This is a genomic window from Streptomyces scopuliridis RB72, from assembly GCF_000718095.1.
Taxonomy (GTDB): Bacteria; Actinomycetota; Actinomycetes; order Streptomycetales; family Streptomycetaceae; genus Streptomyces; species Streptomyces scopuliridis.
On record NZ_JOEI01000026.1, the window covers coordinates 13121 to 30592 of the forward strand.

Annotated in this window: 17 protein-coding genes and 2 pseudogenes; 12 read left to right on the forward strand and 7 right to left on the reverse strand. The window is 67.3% G+C overall.

Going from position 1 to position 17472, the window contains the following annotated elements; translation table 11 throughout:
* Positions 1-64: 64 nt before the first annotated feature.
* The 7 genes and pseudogenes from IF11_RS0127900 (at position 65) to IF11_RS41065 (ending at position 7510) form a co-directional block, all read left to right on the forward strand.
* Complete coding sequence (locus IF11_RS0127900; RefSeq protein ID WP_051746298.1) at positions 65-511, forward strand: MarR family winged helix-turn-helix transcriptional regulator; 447 nt, start codon at positions 65-67, stop codon at positions 509-511.
* Between the two features lie 390 nt (positions 512-901).
* Positions 902-1145 (forward strand): annotated as a pseudogene (locus IF11_RS39430) (hypothetical protein); the annotation flags it as partial.
* A complete protein-coding gene (locus IF11_RS0127905; RefSeq protein ID WP_030354515.1) occupies positions 1142-2095 on the forward strand; it encodes a DUF5996 family protein in 954 nt (317 codons plus the stop codon). The pseudogene IF11_RS39430 and the gene IF11_RS0127905, both read left to right, overlap by 4 nt.
* A 106-nt stretch (positions 2096-2201) precedes the next feature.
* Positions 2202-2666: pseudogene (locus IF11_RS39435) on the forward strand (transposase); the annotation flags it as partial.
* A 404-nt stretch (positions 2667-3070) separates the two neighbouring features.
* Positions 3071-3796 carry a flavodoxin family protein gene (locus IF11_RS0127920; protein ID WP_030354517.1) on the forward strand — a complete coding sequence of 242 codons (726 nt, stop codon included), beginning with the start codon at positions 3071-3073 and terminating at the stop codon, positions 3794-3796.
* Between the two features lie 464 nt (positions 3797-4260).
* Positions 4261-7059: a LuxR C-terminal-related transcriptional regulator gene (locus tag IF11_RS0127925; RefSeq protein WP_244888256.1), complete on the forward strand. Its 2799-nt coding sequence runs from the start codon at positions 4261-4263 to the stop codon at positions 7057-7059.
* A gap of 211 nt (positions 7060-7270) precedes the next feature.
* Positions 7271-7510, forward strand: a complete 240-nt coding sequence (locus tag IF11_RS41065; RefSeq protein WP_030354519.1) for a hypothetical protein — start codon at positions 7271-7273, stop codon at positions 7508-7510.
* A gap of 494 nt (positions 7511-8004) precedes the next feature.
* Here the strand turns inward: IF11_RS41065 and IF11_RS0127935 are convergent, their stop codons facing one another.
* Positions 8005-8628 carry an NADPH-dependent F420 reductase gene (locus IF11_RS0127935; RefSeq protein WP_030354520.1) on the reverse strand — a complete coding sequence of 208 codons (624 nt, stop codon included), beginning with the start codon at positions 8626-8628 and terminating at the stop codon, positions 8005-8007.
* A gap of 33 nt (positions 8629-8661) precedes the next feature.
* Positions 8662-9396 (reverse strand): SDR family NAD(P)-dependent oxidoreductase, encoded by a 735-nt coding sequence (locus IF11_RS0127940; protein WP_030354521.1) that lies wholly within the window; start codon positions 9394-9396, stop codon positions 8662-8664.
* Positions 9397-9540: 144 nt separating this feature from the next.
* Here IF11_RS0127940 and IF11_RS0127945 point away from each other — a divergent pair, with 144 nt between their 5' ends.
* Entirely contained in the window at positions 9541-10152 is a 612-nt protein-coding gene (locus IF11_RS0127945; RefSeq protein ID WP_030354522.1) for a TetR/AcrR family transcriptional regulator, read from the forward strand.
* Between the two features lie 815 nt (positions 10153-10967).
* On the opposite strand, the gene IF11_RS0127950 is transcribed toward IF11_RS0127945, so the two are convergent.
* Complete coding sequence (locus IF11_RS0127950; protein ID WP_030354523.1) at positions 10968-11879, reverse strand: LysR family transcriptional regulator; 912 nt, start codon at positions 11877-11879, stop codon at positions 10968-10970.
* Positions 11880-12060: 181 nt separating this feature from the next.
* Between IF11_RS0127950 and IF11_RS0127955 the strand changes: the two genes are divergently transcribed.
* From IF11_RS0127955 to IF11_RS0127965, 3 genes are all read left to right on the forward strand, one after another.
* Positions 12061-12693 carry an NADPH-dependent F420 reductase gene (locus IF11_RS0127955; protein ID WP_030354524.1) on the forward strand — a complete coding sequence of 211 codons (633 nt, stop codon included), beginning with the start codon at positions 12061-12063 and terminating at the stop codon, positions 12691-12693.
* A gap of 91 nt (positions 12694-12784) precedes the next feature.
* Positions 12785-13720, forward strand: coding sequence for an SDR family oxidoreductase (locus IF11_RS0127960; RefSeq protein WP_030354525.1), 936 nt, complete (start codon positions 12785-12787; stop codon positions 13718-13720).
* 77 nt (positions 13721-13797) lie between these two features.
* Entirely contained in the window at positions 13798-14457 is a 660-nt protein-coding gene (locus IF11_RS0127965) for an NADPH-dependent F420 reductase (protein WP_037728786.1), read from the forward strand.
* 135 nt (positions 14458-14592) lie between these two features.
* Here IF11_RS0127965 and IF11_RS0127970 read toward each other — a convergent pair whose 3' ends face one another.
* The 3 genes from IF11_RS0127970 to IF11_RS0127980 form a co-directional block, all read right to left on the reverse strand.
* Positions 14593-14814 (reverse strand): hypothetical protein, encoded by a 222-nt coding sequence (locus IF11_RS0127970; RefSeq protein WP_030354527.1) that lies wholly within the window; start codon positions 14812-14814, stop codon positions 14593-14595.
* The gene (locus tag IF11_RS0127975) at positions 14766-15287 is read right to left on the reverse strand and encodes a hypothetical protein (protein ID WP_030354528.1); all 522 of its coding nucleotides are present in this window, start codon (positions 15285-15287) and stop codon (positions 14766-14768) included. Before IF11_RS0127975 ends, IF11_RS0127970 begins: the two co-directional genes overlap by 49 nt.
* A gap of 223 nt (positions 15288-15510) precedes the next feature.
* Complete coding sequence (locus tag IF11_RS0127980; protein WP_030354529.1) at positions 15511-16119, reverse strand: TetR/AcrR family transcriptional regulator; 609 nt, start codon at positions 16117-16119, stop codon at positions 15511-15513.
* 69 nt (positions 16120-16188) lie between these two features.
* Between IF11_RS0127980 and IF11_RS0127985 the strand changes: the two genes are divergently transcribed.
* Positions 16189-17121, forward strand: coding sequence for a DMT family transporter (locus IF11_RS0127985; protein WP_030354530.1), 933 nt, complete (start codon positions 16189-16191; stop codon positions 17119-17121).
* Between the two features lie 13 nt (positions 17122-17134).
* Here IF11_RS0127985 and IF11_RS39445 read toward each other — a convergent pair whose 3' ends face one another.
* Entirely contained in the window at positions 17135-17350 is a 216-nt protein-coding gene (locus tag IF11_RS39445) for a hypothetical protein (protein ID WP_157848451.1), read from the reverse strand.
* Positions 17351-17472 lie beyond the last annotated feature (122 nt).

Genomic DNA, 17472 nt, shown 5'->3' on the forward strand with positions numbered 1-17472 from the left:
GCGGCCGAGCGGGCGAGGGCGGGCCCGCTCTCGTGCCGAATCCGTCGAGGTCGCTACGCCCCGGGTGCCGCAGGAGCAGCGGGAGAACTGGCAGTCACTGGTGATTCTCGCGCACTTGGTCGAAGCCGAGCTGGAGCGAAAGACGCAGGACGATGCCGGCATCCCGCACAGCCACTTCAAGATTCTCGCGTTGCTCGCCGGCGCGGATCGGTACACGATGGGCCTCACCCGACTGAGCCGGGCGCTACGGTTCCACAAGAGCCGACTGTCACATGCACTCCGCTCACTTGAGGCCGCCGGATTGCTCCGCCGCGAGGACACTCCTGAAAAGGGCCGTGCCTACCAGGCCGTCCTCACGCGTCGTGGTCTCGACCTCGTGGAGCGAGTGCTGCCGCTGCAGGACGCCTTCGCCCGTGACGCAGTGCTCTCCGGCCTCACCGCGACCGAGGTCACGCAACTGCGCACCATCGCCGAGAGGATCATCGCGAACCTGGATGATCGGGGGGAATGACCCGACCGGTGTCCCCGTCGGTGTCCTCGGGGCGGGGCGCTGTGCCAGTAATATCGTGCGGTCAAGCTGCGGTGTCGCACGGCCCGTGCCGCAGGCGGCAGCGCAGTCGGCGTCGTTCCGGAATTTGTCTAGAAGGCGATCGCGCTGCGGTGTCCGAGTCGATAGCGGCCGTGGCGGGTGCTGTAGCGATGCAGCCAAAGGGCGCGTCGAGGCGGGTCGCGTACTTGCTGGACAGTGCTTGCGGCCTTGGGGTACCTCGCGCTTGAACGTGGCGTTGAAGGACTCGGCGAGCACGGATAGGCGTCTAGTTGACACGTCAAGTTCCGATGCTAATGTAGATAATGCATCATCTACGTGGCAGCGGCGGACGTTACTGTCCCTGTTCGTCGCCCCTCCTGCCTCGACGAGGGTTCTGGCGGTCCCGGACAGCGACTTCGCCGACCGCAACATCTCGTTCATGACCTACAACCTGCTCCACCTCGCGTCGATGATCCGTTGCATCGGTGGCTTCCCGGCCTTTGGCAACCGGCGCTCGGCCTGGGACGCCGGCTGCTGCCCCGGCAACGATCGATATCTACGTGTCTCAGCGACCGACACCCTCTCAAAGCGCTGCCAAGGATGTGAGAAGCGATGACCACACCAGCGACGAACTGGCCGAGCCTCCGGGTCTCGGACTGGACCGCCACCCGCGACACTCTGCACATGTGGACCCAGATCGTGGGCAAGATCCGGATGGCCCACGCACCCCTGATCAATCACTGGTGGCAGGTGACCTTGTACGTCAGCCCCCGCGGGTTGACGACGTCGACCATCCCGTACCGAGCCGGGGCATTCGAGATCGAATTCGACTTTGTCGGCCACCAGCTCGAAGTCCGCAGCAGCGACGGCGGCGCGCGAAGCTTCCGGCTCCGGCCCATGCCAGTCGCCGAGTTCTACACCCGGATCCTGCACACGCTCGATGAGCTCGGGATCGAGGCCCCGATCCATCCGCACCCCAACGAGGTCGAGCCGGCGATCCCCTTTGCCGAGGACCACGACCACGCCTCCTACGACGGCGAAGCGGCTGCCCTGTTCTGGCGACAGCTGCTGCAGGCCAATCGGGTAATGGGCGAGTTCCGGTCGCACTTCGTCGGCAAGGTCAGCCCGGTGCACTTCTTCTGGGGCGCGATGGATCTCGCCTGCACCCGTTTCTCCGGGCGGTCGGCTCCTCCGCACCCCGGCGGCGCACCCAACTGCGGGGACTGGGTCATGGTCGAGGGCTACTCCCGGGAACTGTCCAGCTGCGGGTTCTGGCCTGGCGGTGGAGAGGAAGGTGCCTTCTACGCCTACGCCTACCCCGAACCCGACGGGTTCGCCGATTACCCGGTCGGCCCCAAAGGCGCCTACTTCAGCTCTGAGTTCAAGCAGTTCCTTCTGCCCTACGAGGCCGTCCGCGCCGCGCCCGACCCTGACCGCGCTGTCACCGAGTTTCTCCACACAACCTACGAAGCCGCCGCAGTGCGCGGACAATGGGACCGCTCCGCGCTGGAAGATGACCCCTTCCGGTGGGACGGAACTTCTTCGCCTCGTCGGGCTTCGAAGTAACCAAGATCGAGAAGTTTTCCAGCCTAACTGATCGTTTCAGGATGAGTTGAGCTGTGGGCCTTGCGTTCGGCGATCCTGGTCGGCAGGGTCTCCGGAATGCGTGCCGATCTGGCCGCGCCTGCACGCCACCCTGCTGAGCGAGCTGCGCCGCATGAACGTGCTGGACCTGGACGGCTGCGCCGTGGACAGTGCGCACGTCCGGGCCCCCAAAGGGGGGATCACGTCGGATCCTCGCCCACCGACCGTGCACGCCCCGGCTCTCACCACCACCTGATCGCGACCTTCACGGAACTCCACTCGTCGTCACGCTCCCCGGCGGCAACCGCCACGACATCACCCAGCTCCTGCCACTGCTGGACGCTGTCCCGCCGATCCGGGGCCCGCGAGGTCGCCTCGCCGTCGTCACAAGCCCCGACACCTGTACGCCGACCGGGGCTACGACTTCGACAAGTACCGCCGACTGCTGTGGAATCGCGGCATCAAACCGCCCATAGCCCCGTCCGGAGTCGGCCACGGCTCCGGACCGGGCAAGATGCGCTGGGTCGTAGAGCGCGCATTCGCCTGGCAGCACCGGCTAGCGTGCTCGATCAGAGTAAGGCTGGCTCAGACGCCGTTAGTGCAGGGCCCCGTGGTCGGTGCAAAGGAGTGCTTCGGCGACGCGGGCGCGTTTGGGTGGTCAGAGTGTTGGTGACGGTCGCCCCCCGGTGAGCTCCGGTGGAGTGGATGGATCAACTTCTAGTTGACGTATCAAGCTCTAGTGCTAATGTAGATGACGCGTCATCTACTTATTGAGGCGGGCAGCTACTGGTGCCGCGGGCCGTCTCTGTGCGGTGGCCGCGCCAGTTTGGGGTGCGACGTCAACCGATTCAGCGTGGTGGTTGGCCGGTTCGGCCTCAGGGGTGCCTGCGCGGACGCGTACGGCCGTTTCCCCGGCGTCGAGATCGACGGCGTCCTGTTCTGAAAGCAAGGATCCCCATGAACGTACCCGTGAACGGCAAGCCCGACTTCACCGGGCTGCGCGCGATGTACATCAACTGCACTCTCAAGCGCTCCCCCGACCTCAGTCACACCCAGGGTGTGATCGACCGTAGCGTGGCGATCATGAAGGCGAACGGAGTGAGTGTGGACCAGATCCGCGCCGTCGACCACGACATCGCCACCGGCGTCCGCCCGGACATGACCGAGCATGGATGGGATACCGACGAGTGGCCCGCACTGCTGCCTCGGGTCCTCGCTGCCGACATCCTGGTCATCGGTGGATCCATCTGGCTCGGTGACAACAGCTCAGTGACCCGCCGGGTGATCGAGCGGCTCTACGGCTACTCCGGCGTGCTCAATGAGCAGGGTCAGTACGCCTACTACGGACGCGTCGGTGGCTGCCTGCTCACGGGCAACGAGGACGGCCTCAAGCACTGCGCGATGAGCATCCTCTACAGCCTGCAGCACATCGGTTTCACCGTCCCGCCCCAGTCCGACGCGGGCTGGCTCGGCGAGGTCGGCCCAGGCCCCTCCTACCTCGATGAAGGTTCCGGCGGCCCGGACAACGACTTCGCCAACCGGAACATCTCGTTCATGACCTACAACCTGCTCCACCTCGCGTCGATGATCCGTAGCACTGGTGGCTTCCCAGCCTATGGCAACCAGCGCTCGGCCTGGGACGCCGGTTGCCACCCCGACAACACCAATCCTGAACACCGCTGACCACACGCGGTTCTGGGACAACAATCCCCGGCGCGCGCCGGTTCCGGCCACAAGGTTTTCCGTTGTCCCCAACGGACCGGCGTGCGTCGAACCCGGGGACCGGGTGTTGCCGCTCTCGTTGGGCCAACCGCGCTCGTTGAGGTCGTCGCAGTCGCGGACCTGGTCGGCGTAGTTGCGCACCCCGGCTATCGCGGGTCGCCTCCACGATCGTCGCCGGCGCGGGGCCGCGGGACACAAGACGGTCGGGTATACGGGCACCGCTTGGCTTCTCCGGCGGCAGAGTCGCAGAGTCGCCTGTTCGGGGCGCTATGCAAGCCTTGTCACTCAGCGACAGTCCCAGGTGTCGGCCCCACCGGCCCGGCTGTGCAACACCGGATCGCCGCACTTGAGCTGCTGCACCTCTCCGGGCGTCGTCTCACAGTCGTATCAGACCACTCCTCCACCCCACCAGGGCCGCCGAAATAGTGATCGGCAACACCAAAGGCGCAGAGCAAATGGCACATCTACTGGAACGCGACGACGCGCTTGAGCTACTGGCATCGGAGTTGAGTAGAGCGAGCGGCGGCCGCGGGCGTCTCGTTCGGCTCCGCGGAGCCTCGGGCACCGGCCGCTCCGCCCTCCTGGAGGCCGCCATCGGGCGGGCGGACAGTAGCGGATTCCGTGTGCTGAGTGCGCGCTGCTCGCGCGAAGACTCCACGTCGCCCCTGTCCTCCGCGTTCCGCCTCATGGGTGCTGCCGGAACTTTCCAGGAGAAGGACGGCTCCGCGGAAGAGCGTGAGGACGGACCGCGGTTGTGGCAGGCCCTTCAGGCGACCTCCGCTGAATTCCCCCTGTTGCTGGCCGTGGACGACGCGCACTTCGCCGACCCGGCGTCGCGTAGTTGGCTCATCGAAACCGCCCGGCGCATTGACTGCTTACCGATCCTGCTCGTAGTTACTGAACGTAGCCAATACGACATCCTTCCTCCCGTCCCGGACCTGAGCAGGGCATTGTCAGCGTCCAGCGCGATCGCGCATACACTCGCTCCCCTCAGCGAGGCCGCCTCGGCCGGACTTGTCCGCACGGTCACCCCTTCGGCCACGACCGAGTGGATCGCGGAGTGTGTGCGTGCCTGCGCAGGCAACCCACTTCTGCTGCACGCGCTGCTGGAGGATGTAGGAAACTGTTCCTCCTCCCACCTCCCCGAGACGTCGGCCGCGTTGTATCCCGGGGCATATCCCGCGGCGGTTGACTGGTGGCTGAGCAGCGCCGGAGAAGACACCACGCAGGTGGCACGTGCCCTGGCGGTCGCGGACCAGGACGGGCTGCGGGAGCCGTACAGCGAGTTGGTACGGCTCCTGACAGAGGCGTGCGGTACCGACTCGGCACGCACACTGGGCTGGCTCACCGCCATGACGCGCCTGGGCATGCTCCGCGAAGGGGCTGATGGCTCCCTGCGCTACGCCCACCCCCTACTGCGCGACGCCGTGCTAGGGGATTGGCCGACCGAACGCCGGGAGGCAGTCAGCCGCTCATTTGCCGAGGTGATGCTCCGTCGAGGCGATCATGCCGAAGCGGTCGCCCGACAACTCATGCGCAGTGGGCCCGTCGGGCGGGGCTGGGCCCTGCGGGCACTGGAAGACGCAGCGAGCATCGCCACCCACGCGGACAGACCGCTGGAGGCGATCCAGTACCTTCGCCGGGGACTGGAGGAGTCGGATTCCGACGCATCGCGACAGCGCCTGCTGAACGAGCTGGGCTCGATGGAGTACACGTACGGCAACAGCTCGGCCGGGGTCCAACGGCTCCACGAGGCCCTGATCGTGGCTGCCGGCCCGAATGACCGGGCTCGGACGGCCATCGCGCTCGGTACAGCGCTCACGGGACGAGGGGAAATCCGGGACGCCGTGTGCCTCTTGCGTGAAACAGAGCGGGAGCTCGGCGGACATCCAATGGCGGCCCGGAGCGTCCAAGCCGCCACGGTCCTGCTGACTGATCGGGAGCAAGGCCTGCGCTCGGCGGAATATCGAAGGCTGTTGGACGGAACCGCTCATGGCGTGGAAGCTCTCGGTGCCGCTGGACGGGCTCTCCTCATCCGGCACGCGGCCATAGCCGGGGAAGTCTCTTCTCGCCGGGCGATGACGCAGGTGCGGGGATTGCTGAGCGAACCCGCCGACGAACTTTCGGAGCCCTTCCTTCTAGGCGCTGCTGCCACGGTTGCCCTGTGGGCGGATGCGCTGGAAGAAGCGGAAAGCCTCGCGGAGCGCGGGCTGGCAGAAAGGCACTGGACGCGTCTGCATCCAGTCGCGCAGATGTTGCTCGAAGTGCGGGCAGAGATCGCAGCCCTCCGTGGCGACTACAAGATGCTGCTTGCGGAGCATGTAGCGACCACCACCAATCGACGGCCGGGCCCTGCCGGAATGGACTCCTACGCACTGCACGCGCTCACCGAAATGGGCCGTTTCGAGGAGGCGCGGCGCCTCATGCAAGGCGTGGACCTGAGCGAGGCGACGGATTCCTGGGAACTGAGCCGCTTCCTCTATGCCTGCGGGACCCTGCGAGCCGCTCGGGGAGACGTCGCGGGCGCCCTGCACGACTTCCTCGACTGCGGTCGCCGACTCTCGGCACATGCTGTCATCAGTCCAGTTGTCGTCCCGTGGCGTACGGCTGCAGCCGCATGCCGCCTTGCCATGGGTGACCGTTCGGCGGCACTGGCCTTGGCGCATGAGGAGCTCCGGCTGGCCCGTATATGGAACACCTCCCGGGCTGTTGGCCGTGCGCTCCACGCAGTCGCGGCTGCGACCGGAGGGCAGGACGCACTCGCACTCGGGGCGGAGGCTGTGCGTATGTTGCGACAGTCACCCGACGCCGGGGAGCTCGTCTCTGCGCTGCTCAGTCACGGCCGGCAGCTGGCTTCTTCGGGACAGCGAGCGCATGCGCGAGAGCACTATCAGGAGGCGGCACAGCAGGCGGAGCGGCTCGGCTCCACGCGACTTCGTACTGCCGTGGAAAGAGACCTGCGCACGGTCGGTGCCCGTCGCCCGTACGCGTCCTTTACCGGTTCCGAGGCCCTCACGGGGAGCGAACGCCGGGTCGCCGAACTCGCTGCCGAGGGACGCACGAATACGGAGATATCCAGTTTCCTGCGCGTCACGCGGCGCACCGTCGAAAGCCACCTCACCAGTACCTACCGCAAGCTTGGGATTCACGGCAGGGACGGGCTCGAAGCGGCCCTCGCGGCCGGGAAGGAGCTTCCCATCGAGGTCGTCGAGCAGCCGGGGTGATGGGATGTGAACCTTGGGAGCACTCTCCGTAACGGATCATTGCCCACAGGACATGGAGCCGGTGGGCGAGAGCAATCACGGCCTGCTTGTGTCCCGTTCCCTCACTGCGCTTGCAGTTGTACTACGCCTTCGCGGCTGGACAGCATCGCAAACTGACCATGGCCGACAGGTACATGGCTCGCAGCGGTCTGCCCGGCGGTGCGCGGTCGAGATGCTGCCAGAGAAGGCGGCGAACGCCGTGATCGTGCTGGAAATCCTGACCAAGATGATCCTGTCCGCCCTCGCCGAGAAGATCGCCGAGGGCGGACAGGATGGTTTGCTGGCCGAACACGCCAACCTCGACGATCTGCTGATCGTTCAGCGGCTGCTCGGACACGCCAGCTCCACGATGCGGTCTCTGCGCTACATCCGGCGGACGAACCTGCTGGTTGCGAGGGCGATTGCGGAGTGAAACGACCAGAACAAGACCTACGCCGTCAACGCGAGCCGTCTGGCAGAACGGCAGGCGGTCTGATGCCCGGACGAGGAGAACGCAGGTCCCGGTAGGCGGCGAAGCCGCGTGAGCGGGGCAGGCAGGTGTCCCGGATCGGGACGCGTGAGCTGATCTGCATCAATCCCAAGGGCACAGCCATGCGGCGCGTGATCCGCCCGGAGAACTATCGGTGCTCGCAGTTGGTCGTCCAGCTGGCGCACGCCACCGGGCTACGGCCTTGACGAACAGCCAGACCCAGACGCGCGTGACCAGGCTGCTCGCCGAGTTCACCGACGGCTGGCCGGCGGCCCGGCGGCCCGGGGGCTGGAGGCGGCCGAAGCACGGCTGGACGGATCGGTCATCGACCTGACGGAGTGATCTTCGCCTTCGAGGAGGACGTGCGGGACGGCTACCCCGCCGACTCGCCACGGCCTCACTTGGCGAGTCCTTTCGGTGATCCGTCAACCGTTAACTCAGACGGGAAGTTCGGTGATGCTGAGGGCGAAGTCCAAGTTACCCACCCCGTGGTTGGCGAGGCCCACCGTGACCACGCCCGCTCCTTCCAGCCAGTGCGCCATTTTCAGGCCGCCGACGTCCAGCGGGCGCAGCCCGAGGGTCTCGATGAACGCCTCCACACTTGCCTTGGCCTGCGCATTATCGCCAGCGATGAAGACGTCGGGCCAACCCTTCTCCAGGACATGGCGGAAGATGGTGTTGAACGCCTTCACCACGCTGGCGCTTGCCGGGGCGGCCTTGGCGACTTCCTGCGCGATCGAGGTCTCCTCGCGGTGGGCTAGCCCGTCGAACGTGGAGTTGAAGGGATTGCTGATGTCGACGATGACCTTGCCCGCGAGAGCGTCTCCGTACTGGGCGACGACCGGCACGACGCCGTCGTACAGCAGGGCCACGATGACGATGTCCCCAGCCGGGGCGGTGCCCCATTCTCCCGTCGTGGCGCCGCCGCCGAGAGCCTTGGCCAGGTCAGCGGCCTTGGACTGATCGCGGCCCATGACCTCGACGGTGTTGCCGCCCGCTATCGCCCGCGCGCCGATGGTGCGGGCCATGTTCCCGGTGCCGATGATGCTGATGTTGCTCATGAGATGTCCTGCCCTGATTGTGTGTTGTTCGGTTTAGATGGCGGTGGTGCCGCCGTCGGCGACGAGTTCCATGCCGTTGACGTAGCTGGAGTCGTCGGAGGCGAGGAAGAGGGCGGCGGTGGCGATTTCGTCGGGGCGGCCCATCTGGCCGCGGGGGATGAGGGACTCGAACTGGCGCTTGGTGGCCTCGTCGAAGAGTTCTTCCTGCTTGGCGGTGGCGACCTGGCCGGGGGTCAGGACGTTGACGCGGATGCGGCGGTCCTTGAGCTCGTTGAGCCAGACGCGGGCCCAGGCCTGCTGGACGGCCTTGCTGCCGGCGTAGACGCTCCAGCCGGGGAAGGCGCCGAGGGAGGCGTTGGAGCCGGTCATGAGGATGGAACCGCCGTCGTTGAAGAGCGGAAGGGCCTTCTGGACGGTGAACAGGGTGCCGCGGGCGTTGAGGTAGAACGCGGCGTCGAAGTGGGCCTCGGTGATCTCGCCGAGCGGGGCGGGCTCGCCCCCTCCGGCGCTGGCCCACAGCACGTCGAGGCTTCCCTTCTCCCGCTTGACGGTGTCGTACAGGCGGTCCAGGTCATCCAGGTCGGCGGCGTCGCCCTGGACGCCGGTGACGTTGCGGCCGATCTGCTTCACGGCCTCGTCCAGGGCGTCCTGGCGGCGGCCGGTGATGAAGACGTGCGCTCCCTCGTCGACGAACAGCTTCGCGCCGGCCAGCGCCATGCCGGTGGTGCCGCCGGTGATGACCGCGACCTTGCCGTCAAGCTTTCCCATAGTCGTTCCCTTGAGTCGGTGGTGCCGTGTGCACCTGAGGCGACGGTGTTATGTACACCGCCCTGTGTGCTTACGGTACGGGGCGGGCGGCCGGGGCGCAAACTATGTACACCGGTCGTTACCTAGCTGCGGTACGATGGAGCCATGACGGAGTTGGAGAAGGGCCCCACGGGCCGCCGCCGCGGCCGGGGCGCCCGCGAGCGCATCATCAGCGCGTCCCAGCAACTGTTCCGCGAGCAGGGCATCAACCGCACCGGCATGGACCAGCTTTGCGCGGCGGCCCAGGTGTCCAAGCGCACGGCCTACCAGCACTTCACCGGCAAGGACGAACTCGTCGCCGAGTACCTGCGCCGGTTCGACCCCTCCGTTCTGTCCGGCGTGTTCGACCGCACCGACCTCACGCCCCGCGAACGGCTCCTCGCCGCCTTCGACATCCCCCCCACCACCCCCCTGTGCCCCTACATCGCCGCCGCCGTCGAACTTCACGACCCCCAGCACCCCGCATCCCAGTACGCGCGCGACTACAAGGAAGCCGTCGCCGCGCGGCTCGCCGACACCGCCCGCGAAGCCGGCGCCGCCGACCCTGAACAGCTCGGCGAGCAGCTCGCGCTGCTCATCGACGGCGCCGCGGCCCGCACCCGGGTCCTCAACGCCGACGCTTTCCCCACCGCCGCCGCCATCGCCGCCGTCCTCATCGACAACGCCATCCCCGCCACAGCCAGCGATGACCGACGACGGGAGGAAGTGTCGAGTTAACGTGGCACATCGCGGCCGGGCTGGACGCGCTACCGGTCACGCGGCTGCACCGGCCGGCACGCGATACCAGCCGCCCGGCACCTGGCATCGCAGGCTTTAACGGAACTGGCCGCCCCGCCCGCCTGTTGAAGGCCGCAGCAGAAGCCGCCGGGGAGAATGGCGACCCTCGAAGGTTGCCGGAGTTCGAGGCCGTCGTCTCGGCCCAGGGCGCTGACGCGCCGCCGGTTCGAACAGACGGCTGATCACATACGTCCGTACGCGGTGGCGCATGAAGAACTCGTACGCGGCTGGCAGAGGTTCTGAAGATGCGGGTGGCCCGCCAGCGACGCCGGCGGGCCACCCGCATCTTCAGAACCTCTACGAGCCGGAGACTTGCCACCCCCCTCATCCACTCCACCGCGGCGCTCTCCCGCGGGGCAGCACGGCGTTGACTTCTGGACCGAGCCAGCTGAACCATTCACGCTGATCATCAGTGAGCGGCCCATCTCGGCCACGCCAGCCCGAAACGAAGGCCAACAGGCGGGCAGCCAACACGTCCGGCTGGAACCCGCCGTCGGGTTCTGGATCCCAGGGACCGACTCCCGACGCTACGAACGGCAGACCGTCGGTGAACGGCTCCGCTCCGACGACAGGGCGATCAGCCGACTTGAGCCGCGTCCGCAGCACGTACTTCCAGTCGGTCTCAGGTGCTTCCGGGCCACCTCAGACAACTGCTGGCCGAAGAACGGAACCGTCTCAGAGGTCAGCCGCAACAGCACCACTCCGTCAGGCCATTTCACTCTTCAGCGCATGATGAACGGAGTCAGTCGAACTGCTCAAGCGTGCCTTGTGACGGCATCGCCTCCACGCTGCCACATCTCATAGTTCCCACATTCTGCCGTGATCTCGGCCGTCGACTGAGCCGCAGTGACGAAGTCATCCACTACCAGCGAGGTGTGCGATGCCGCCACCGCGAGGCACACCTGGTCGGGCGCCAGTTCCGGGATGGGCACATAGACGACGTCTGGATGCGAGTAGAACACGGACGCCGAACGGGCCAGGAAGGAGATGCCCCGTCCGGCCGCGACATGCTCAAGCGTCTCGTCCACCCCGCGCACCGGGTACCCGGCATTAGGGTGCGGGCGCTTGGTGGGCTGCGTGCTCGGGTCACCGTGCCAGACCAGCGGTTCGCCGGCCAGGTCGGCCTCGGTGACCTCCTCCTTGTCGGCAAACCGGTGTCCGGCGGGCAGTACCGCTACCCGCGGCTCGGTGTACAGCGGGGTGACGCGCAGGCCGGCCTCGTCGATGGGCAGCCGCACATAGCCGACGTCGACGCGGCCGTCGAGCAGCATCGCAGCCTGGTTGTCCCCTTCGATCCGCTGCACGTCCACGACCACGTCCGGGTGCCGGTCCTCGAACGCCCGCGCCGCCGGCATGACCGGGATGCCGGCCCGGAAACCGACCATCAGCCGCCGGTTGCCGCGGGCGGCCGCGGACACCCGGCGGCGGACCGCGTGGGTTGAGGCGAGCAGCGGACCGGCGTCGGCCAGCAGTTGCCGGCCCGCGTCTGTCAGCTCTACTCCGTGGCGATCCCTGGTGAACAGCGAGGCGCCGAGATCCTGCTCAAGCGCCCGGATCTGCCGGCTGAGCACCGGCTGCGCGATATGGAGCTCATCGGCGGCGCGGCCGAAATGCAGCCGGTCGGCCACGGTGACGAAGTAACGCAGTTTGCGCAGATCCAGATCCATGGCACCTCCCGGCCCGGTGATGCCTTCAGGGTATCACCACAGCTTCAAGAGGTCTTGGACACCCACTCAGACCCGATGGCAGCCTGAAAGCAGGCGCTTAAGGGCGCCGAAGTGAATTCGACCCAAGAATTCGACACTGGAAGTTGACAGCAGGGTCCAAGCCCGGAAAGCAGGAACACCGATGAGCAGCATCAGCATTATCGGACTGGGAAACATGGCCCGTGCTTTGGCCGGCCGGGCGCTCGCCGGCGGTAACGCCGTCGAGATCATCGGCCGCGACCCGGCCAAGGCCAAGGAGTTGGCCGCCACGCTCGGCGGCGCCACGGTCGGGACGGCCGGGGCCGCCCCGGCCGGGGACATCGTTATCCTCGCCGCGCCGTACGCCGGCGCGGCGGCGGTGGTGAGGGAGTACGGGGACGTACTGCGCGGCAAGATTATCGTCGACATCACCAACCCCGTAGCCCCCGACCTGCGGGGCTTCGTCGTCCCCGACGACAGTTCCGGCGCACAGGAGATCGCCAAGGCGGCTCCCGACGACGCGCATGTCGTCAAGGCGTTCAACACTGTGTTCTCTCACATTCTGGCGGCCGGCCCGGCCGAGGGCCGCCCTCTGGACGTGTTCATCGCCGGCGACGACGCGCAGGCGAAGGCACGCGTGTCGGCGTTCGTCGAGAGCCTGGGGCTGCGCCCCTGGGACACCGGGGAGCTGTCCATGGCGCGGGCACTGGAGAACGTCGGCCTGCTGGAGCTGGGCCTCATGAACCACTCCGTCAAGCACGCCAATTTCTCCCTCGGCATCACCCTTCTCGGCTGAGCGCACCCCTACCACTACCTCTCGTGCCGCATTACGCCAGTTCACTTACGGCACGAAAAGACCCTGCACCTACCCTCACAAGGACAGTTAGATGCGCGTATTCGTTGCTGGGGGGACCGGCCATTCCGGTTCGTACATCATCCCCGAGCTCATCGCCGCCGGGCACGAGGTCACCGGCCTGGCCCGGTCGGACGCGGCCGCGGCGGCCGTGTCCGCGCTCGGCGCGAAGGTGCGTCGCGGCGACCTCCAGGATCTCGACGGGCTCAAGGAGGCAGCCGCGGACTCCGATGGCGTCATTCACGTCGCGCACAGGCAGGATCTGCTTCCCTCCGGCGGGCTCGACGCCGTGGCCGCCGCGGAGCTCCCGATCATGCTCGCGTACGGCGAGGCACTCGCGGGAACCGGAAAGCCGCTGGTCACGGCGGGAAGCATCGGCTCGCCCGGGAACCTGGAGCGGCCGGCCACCGAGGAGGACCCGGCCCTCCCCGCCGGCGAGGAGCACAAGGGCACCCTGCGGGTCCGCAACGTCGTGGAAAGGGCCGTTGTCGACCTCGCCGAGCAGGGGGTGCGGTCTTCGGTCGTGCGGATCGCCAACATCGCGCACAGCACGACCGATCGTGCCGGCTTCCTCCCCACGCTGATCGCGCTCGCGAAGGAAAAGGGGTTCGTCGGCTACCACGGCGACGGCGCGAACCTGTGGAACGCCGTGCACATCCGCGATGCCGCCACCTTGTTCCGCCTGGCGCTGGAGAAGGGGCCGGCCGGCAAATACTGGCACGCGGTCGAGGACGGGGGCATCCCGTTCCGCGACATCGCCGAGGCCATCGCCGGCCGCCTGGGCCTGCCCGCCGTGAGCGTTCCCAACGATGCCCTGATGACGCCGGGGTACTTCGGGTTCCTCACGAATATCGTCACGCAGAGCTACCCGGCGTCCAACCTCATCACCCGCCGGACCCTCGGCTGGGAACCCGCCCGGCCCGGCCTGCTCGCCGATCTGGACAACGGCCATTATTTTCCCGCCGGCTGACGGCGGGAACCGGATCGTAACGAGCACGGCAACCGGCAAGTTCGGCTCTTCTGAAGGACGTTGAGATTATGACGACTGTGGGATTCATCGGAAGCGGAAGCATCGGCAGGACCATCGCGCAACTCGCTGTCGGGGCCGGGCACCAGGTGGTGCTCAGCAACTCGCGCGGTCCCGAAACGCTCGTGGACACGGCCGCGGAACTGGGGCCGCGGGCGTCCGCGGCGACGAGCGAAGAGGCCGCAGCGGCCGGTGACATTGTCGTGGTCACGGTGCCGGTCAGCGCCTTCCCCCACGTGCCCGCCGCGCCACTGGCCGGGAAGACGGTCATCGACACCTGCAACTACGGCCCCGAGCGTGACGGGCACATCCCCGAGCTCGACAACAAGTCCCTCACCTCGAGCGAGCTGCTTCTGCGGTACGTCCCGGACGCCCTGCTCGTAAAGGCGTTCAACAACATCTTCTTCAAGCACCTGCTGTCACTCGCACGCCCGGCTGGGGCGGCCGACCGCTCCTACCTGCCGATCGCCGGTGACTCCGCACCGGCGAAGGCGGCGGTAACCGAATTCATCGACTCCATCGGCTACAGCGTGGTGGACGCGGGAACGCTGGCCGACAACTGGCGGCAGGCGACGGGCACGCCGGTGTGGGGAACACCGTACGGGCCGTACTCGAACGAGAAGGGCCAGCCGGTCGGCGAGGACGCCATCCGCGCGGCACTGGCCACCGCAACGCGGTAACCGTCAATTATCGCGGACCGTGATGTGGTCCGGCCGTGCCATGCCCCCGCCCGGTGGACACCGGGCGGGGGCATATTTCGCACGCAAAGGCGTCGAATCCGGCGACGGCTTGCCCCTGCGTCTCGTCGCGCGGAGTCAGGTTCGACGTCGCCGGGTCAGGTCGCGGACTGCTCCCTGGGCGGCCACCTGCCCGCGCAGATTCGTGTTGGCCTCCTTGAGCTGGTGGTTCTCGATCTCCAGGACCTGGACGATCCGGGCCAAGAGCTGCGCCTGGCTACGCAGATCGTCGCGTTCGGCGCGGATGCGGGTCAGGTCCTGCTGCTGATTGTCCGCGCGGGCTCGCGCCGACTCGGGCACGGTCTCCTGACGCTCTCGCCGGCGGCGATGCGCTCGCCTGCCTCGGTGAGCGTCTCGGCCAAGGCAAGGCCCTTCTCCTGGTCCAGGACGTCGAGCATGTCTGCTTGGGAGCGGCCTGCGTAGGACTCGGACATGGCGGTGGCGGCGTGTCCGTACTGCACCGCCAGGGCAATTCGACCGCCGGGCCGGCGGTAGATGAACCAGGCGATGGTGCGGCGAAAGCGGTGCAGGGCAACGGCGCCGTCAGGGTCGTCCGGGATCAGCTCGTGCGGCCGGTCGTGATCCATCGCGAGCTGGTTGGCCCAGGCAGTGAAAGCGCGGATCCTTTCCACGGCGGTGTCGGAGGACAGCCCCGTGCGAGGCATGCAGGTGTCCTTCGCGTGCCGGTGGAGGGTGCGGGTGAACAGTTGCTCGCCGGCTTCAAGTTCTTCGACGACGGCGATGGCGCGCGCGACGGGTCCAGCACAATCCACGGGTCCGCTCGCTCCTCGCCTTCTCCGATCGCGTTGCCGTCCTCGTCAAGGACGCCCTTGAAGTGCCGGCCGCGGATCTCGAACCGGGCGGTTCCGTCGTCCCGCTCCACGCGGGTGCAGCAGCCGCGGCGCAGGGCCAGGACTACTGGCGGAGGGGTGTTATTCCGAACGTGCACTATTCCCCCTCCTTCCGGCTCTTGGAAGCGGTCTTCTGGGTATCTCCTCATCGCTTCGCTGCGGCGCCCCCTGTGGTGGCGAGGAGAGTTTGCGCCTGTTCGCGGGCATGGCTGATGGGGTCCGGGAAGATGTGCAGGCCGTGGGCGACGAGCGCCCCTTCGTGAAGCAGCATGAGCGTCCGTCCCAGTTGGACAGCCCCGCCTGGGGCGATGTCTCCAGCGAGGTCGGTGAATAGGGCGAGCATCCACTCCTTTTGCCCGGTGATGATCGGGTAGGCCGGGTGGGCCGGATCGCTGATCTCGGCGTGAGCGTTGACCATGCTGCACCCCTTGGAACTGTTCTTCGCCGACCACGCGCGTGAGGCATCGAAGACGGCCAGGACGCGCGCTGCCGACACCGGCTGTGCGGCGTCGAGGCACTGGGCGAGGAAGGCCCGCCAGCGTTCATCACGATCCGCGAGGTACTCCACGACGATCTGCTCCTTGGAACCGAACCGGTCGTAGAGGGTCTTCTTCGTCACCCCGGCCTCGGCGGCGATCAGGTCCACCCCGACGGCATGGATGCCGCGCTCGTAGAACAGCCTCGCGGCGGCCTCCAGGACGCGCCGTGCGGCAGGCGTCATCGTGATCCGTCGCGGCCTCTCGGTAGTGCCCATACCTCAGGAGTATACCGATCTGTATAGTGAGCCGATGGGTATACCGATCTGTTTAGTGGAGGGTGAGGCGTGAACTTCCTGCTCTCGATCGCCTTCGTGATCTGCTGGAGTTCCGGGTTCATTGGAGCCAAGCTCGGCGCGGGCAGTGCGTCTGCGGTCACGATCCTGATGTGGCGGTTCCTGCCGCTGGCCGTCATCCTGATCGTCATTGCCACCGTCTCCAGAACGTCGTGGCGGGACCTCGCGGTGCGGGATGTGGCCCGGCAGGCCGTGATCGGCATGCTGTCGCAGAGCGGCTATCTGCTCACCGTCTACTACGCGATCCAACTCGGGGTCTCCAGCGGCACCACAGCCCTGATCGACGGCGTCCAGCCCCTCGTCGCCGGAGCACTTGCCGGACCGTTGTTGCGTCAGCACGTCTCACACAAGCAGTGGCTCGGCTTGTGCCTGGGGGTGAGCGGCGTCGCCATCGTCACCACGGCCGATGCCGCGGTCGGCACCGGTGCGGCCTGGTGGGCCTATCTCATCCCCTTCCTCGGCATGTTCTCGCTGGTAGCGGCCACGTTCCTCGAAAGCCGCTCCCGCGCGCGGGTCGCGCCCGCAGTGTCGCTGACCGTCCACTGCGCCACCAGTGCCGTCATCTTCACGGCACTTGCCGTGAGCGTCGGAGCCGCGAAGCCGCCCGCTGAGTTCTCGTTCTGGGCCGCGATCATCTGGCTCGTAGCCTTGTCGACCTTCGGCGGATACGGGCTGTACTGGCTCATCCTGAGGCGCTCTGGAGTTACGAAGGTCAACACGCTCATGTTCCTCATGGCCCCGGTCACGGCAGTCTGGGGAGCCCTCATGTTCGGCGAAACGTTCGGTCCGCAGACCGCTCTCGGCCTGGCCGTCGGCCTCGTAGCAGTCGTCATCGTCCATCGCGGTGACACCTCATCCACCAGGGTGTGCGCGCGGGATACGGACACGGGCGAGACCGCGAGGCCAGCCAAGTACGGCGCCTGATACCTCTGCCTCGTTAGAGAGGAGGAGTTTCCTCGTCGTCTGCGGCCCGGGCCGCCAGGTATTCGGCCCAGTCGCGTCGGGCGTCGGCGACCCAGCGGAGTGCTGTGTGGCGGTGCATCCCGGTCACGTCGGCGAGGATCGGGCTGGGGAGATCAGCAGCGAGGGCGGCCAGCGCCGCGTTGCGCGCGGTGCGAACCGGGAGGCCGTGCCGGTTGAGTTTCTGGGTCATGCCGTGGGTCGAGATCGGCTTGCCCGGGACCATCCCCGGGAAGAGCCACCTGGGGCCCGCGTGGACTCGCGAGAGCTGCGGCCGTAGCTGGGGCTGTTCGGCAAGGTGGCGAAGGAGCTCGG

Excerpts from the sequence above, each read along its gene's own strand:
- IF11_RS0127905 (WP_030354515.1), top strand. The coding sequence starts at position 1,142 with ATGACCACACCAGCGACGAACTGGCCGAGCCTCCGGGTCTCGGACTGG.
- IF11_RS0127950 (WP_030354523.1), bottom strand. The coding sequence starts at position 11,879 with ATGGATCTGGATCTGCGCAAACTGCGTTACTTCGTCACCGTGGCCGAC.
- IF11_RS0127940 (WP_030354521.1), bottom strand. The coding sequence starts at position 9,396 with ATGGGAAAGCTTGACGGCAAGGTCGCGGTCATCACCGGCGGCACCACC.
- IF11_RS41065 (WP_030354519.1), top strand. The coding sequence starts at position 7,271 with ATGCTGCCAGAGAAGGCGGCGAACGCCGTGATCGTGCTGGAAATCCTG.
- IF11_RS0127980 (WP_030354529.1), bottom strand. The coding sequence starts at position 16,119 with ATGGGCACTACCGAGAGGCCGCGACGGATCACGATGACGCCTGCCGCA.
- IF11_RS0127945 (WP_030354522.1), top strand. The coding sequence starts at position 9,541 with ATGACGGAGTTGGAGAAGGGCCCCACGGGCCGCCGCCGCGGCCGGGGC.
- IF11_RS39445 (WP_157848451.1), bottom strand. The coding sequence starts at position 17,350 with ATGACCCAGAAACTCAACCGGCACGGCCTCCCGGTTCGCACCGCGCGC.
- IF11_RS0127955 (WP_030354524.1), top strand. The coding sequence starts at position 12,061 with ATGAGCAGCATCAGCATTATCGGACTGGGAAACATGGCCCGTGCTTTG.
- IF11_RS0127935 (WP_030354520.1), bottom strand. The coding sequence starts at position 8,628 with ATGAGCAACATCAGCATCATCGGCACCGGGAACATGGCCCGCACCATC.
- IF11_RS0127960 (WP_030354525.1), top strand. The coding sequence starts at position 12,785 with ATGCGCGTATTCGTTGCTGGGGGGACCGGCCATTCCGGTTCGTACATC.
- IF11_RS0127920 (WP_030354517.1), top strand. The coding sequence starts at position 3,071 with ATGAACGTACCCGTGAACGGCAAGCCCGACTTCACCGGGCTGCGCGCG.